The sequence below is a fragment of the Demequina lignilytica genome (assembly GCF_030418305.1).
GTDB classification, from domain to species: domain Bacteria; phylum Actinomycetota; class Actinomycetes; order Actinomycetales; family Demequinaceae; genus Demequina; species Demequina lignilytica.
The window spans coordinates 1-3145 of the sequence record NZ_JAUHPX010000013.1; the positions used below are offsets into that span (position 1 = coordinate 1).

Below are 3145 nucleotides of genomic sequence, written 5' to 3' on the forward strand. Positions count from 1 at the left end.
TCAAGTTGTCGGCCTATTAGTACCGGTCAGCTTCAAGAGTCGTTAGTCCTCTCTTCCACATCCGGCCTATCAACCCCATGGTCTGTAGGGGGCCTTCCGGACCGAAGTCCGTGGAAACCTCATCTTGAAACAGGCTTCCCGCTTAGATGCTTTCAGCGGTTATCCCTTCCCAACGTAGCCAACCAGCCGTGCTCCTGGCGGAACAACTGGCACACCAGAGGTTGGTCCACCCCGGTCCTCTCGTACTAGGGGCAGCCTTTCTCAAGTTTCCTGCGCGCGCAGCGGATAGGGACCGAACTGTCTCACGACGTTCTAAACCCAGCTCGCGTACCGCTTTAATGGGCGAACAGCCCAACCCTTGGGACCAACTCCAGCCCCAGGATGCGACGAGCCGACATCGAGGTGCCAAACCATGCCGTCGATATGGACTCTTGGGCAGGATCAGCCTGTTATCCCCGGGGTACCTTTTATCCGTTGAGCGCCGGCGCTTCCACATGCCACCGGCGGGTCACTAGTCCCGACTTTCGTCCCTGCTCGACCTGTCAGTCTCACAGTCAAGCTCCCTTGTACACTTGCACTCGCCACCTGATTGCCAACCAGGCTGAGGGAACCTTTGGGCGCCTCCGTTACTCTTTGGGAGGCAACCGCCCCAGTTAAACTACCCACCAGGCACTGTCCCTGATCCGGATTACGGACCGAGGTTAGATATCCAGAGTGATCAGAGTGGTATTTCAACAACGACTCCACCATGACTGGCGTCACGGCTTCACGGTCTCCCACCTATCCTACACAAACCACACCGAATACCAATACCAAGCTATAGTAAAGGTCCCGGGGTCTTTCCGTCCTGCTGCGCGTAACGAGCATCTTTACTCGTAGTGCAATTTCGCCGAGTTCGCGGTTGAGACAGCGGAGAAGTCGTTACGCCATTCGTGCAGGTCGGAACTTACCCGACAAGGAATTTCGCTACCTTAGGATGGTTATAGTTACCACCGCCGTTTACTGGGGCTTAAATTCGGAGCTTCGCCTTGCGGCTGACCCCTCCTCTTAACCTTCCAGCACCGGGCAGGCGTCAGTCCGTATACATCGTCTTGCGACTTCGCACGGACCTGTGTTTTTAGTAAACAGTCGCTTCTCCCTGGTCTCTGCGGCCCTCAAACGCTTCCCCACGCAAGGTGGTTCACGCCTCAGGCCCCCCTTCTCCCGAAGTTACGGGGGCATTTTGCCGAGTTCCTTAACCACGATTCTCTCGATCGCCTTAGTATTCTCTACCTGACCACCTGAGTCGGTTTGGGGTACGGGCGGCTAGAACCTCGCGCCGAGGTTTTTCTTGGCAGCATAGGATCACCGATTTCCCACATACGTGGTCACCATCGGGTCTCAGGCATGTGAACGGCGGATTTGCCTACCGTTCGCCCTACACCCTTAGACGTGGACTACCATCGCCACGCTCGGCTACCTTCCTGCGTCACCCCTGTTAATACGCTTGACTACTACGGATCTGGTTCGTGCGCGCCACCGAGCTCCACCCGAAGGCTTCGCCGGCTTTGGGCACTTAGCATCGTCCGCCTCGTCATGGGCGGTTCTTCGCCGGTACGGGAATATCAACCCGTTGTCCATCGACTACGCCTGTCGGCCTCGCCTTAGGTCCCGACTTACCCAGGGCGGATTAACCTGGCCCTGGAACCCTTGGTCATTCGGCGGACGGGTTTCTCACCCGTCTTTCGCTACTCATGCCTGCATTCTCACTCGTGTGGCGTCCACGGCTGGATCACTCCGCCGCTTCACCCGCCACACGACGCTCCCCTACCCATCCACACGCTTGGACCACGAAGGCCATGCTGATGTGTGAATGACACAACTTCGGTGGTGTACTTGAGCCCCGCTACATTGTCGGCGCGGAATCACTTGACCAGTGAGCTATTACGCACTCTTTCAAGGGTGGCTGCTTCTAAGCCAACCTCCTGGTTGTCTATGCAACTCCACATCCTTTCCCACTTAGTACACGCTTAGGGACCTTAGTTGGTGTTCTGGGCTGTTTCCCTCTCGACTACGAAGCTTATCCCCCGCAGTCTCACTGCTGCGCTCTCACTTACCGGCATTCGGAGTTTGGCTGACGTCAGTAACCTGGTGGGGCCCATCGGCCATCCAGTAGCTCTACCTCCGGCAAGAAACACGCAACGCTGCACCTAAATGCATTTCGGGGAGAACCAGCTATCACGAAGTTTGATTGGCCTTTCACCCCTATCCACAGCTCATCCCCTCGGTTTTCAACCCAAGTGGGTTCGGCCCTCCACGCGGTCTTACCCGCGCTTCAGCCTGGCCATGGATAGATCACTTCGCTTCGGGTCTAGACCCAGCGACTCAAACGCCCTATTCGGACTCGCTTTCGCTACGGCTGCCCCACACGGGTTAACCTCGCCACTGAGCACTAACTCGCAGGCTCATTCTTCAAAAGGCACGCCGTCACCCCAGCTAAGGAGGCTCCGACGGATTGTAAGCACACGGTTTCAGGTACTATTTCACTCCCCTCTCGGGGTACTTTTCACCCTTCCCTCACGGTACTGATTCGCTATCGGTCAGCAGGTAGTATTTAGGCTTACCCAGTGGTCTGGGCTGATTCACACGGGATTTCTCGGGCCCCGTGCTACTTGGGATGACTCTGGGGAGTCCACGAAATTTCGTCTACGGGGGTCGCACCCTCTATGCCGGGCCTTTCAATGCCCTTCGACTATCACGCGGATTTGTAACTCCCTGAAGGATCGGCAGATCCCTCTCAAAGGTCCCACAACCCCGCATACGCAACGCCTGCCGGCTTGACACGTACACGGTTTGGCCTCTTCCGCTTTCGCTCGCCACTACTCACGGAATATCTCTTCCTGTCGGTACTGAGATGTTTCACTTCCCGACGTTCCCTCCACACGCCCTATGTGTTCAGGCGTGGGTCACTGGACATGACTCCAGCGGGGTTTCCCCATTCGGACATCCTCGGATCACAGCTCGTTTGCCAGCTCCCCGAGGCTTATCGCAGGCTACAACGTCCTTCTTCGGCTCCTGCTGCCAAGGCATCCACCATGTGCTCTTAAAAACTTGACCACAGATACAAAGATGCTCGCGTCCACTGTGCAGTTCTCAAAATACGGGC

At 56.7% G+C, this 3145-nt stretch carries 1 rRNA gene; it reads right to left on the reverse strand.

The features are described 5' to 3' along the window. Positions 1 to 3096, reverse strand: a 23S ribosomal RNA gene (locus QQX10_RS13600); the annotation flags it as partial. Positions 3097 to 3145: the final 49 nt, after the last annotated feature.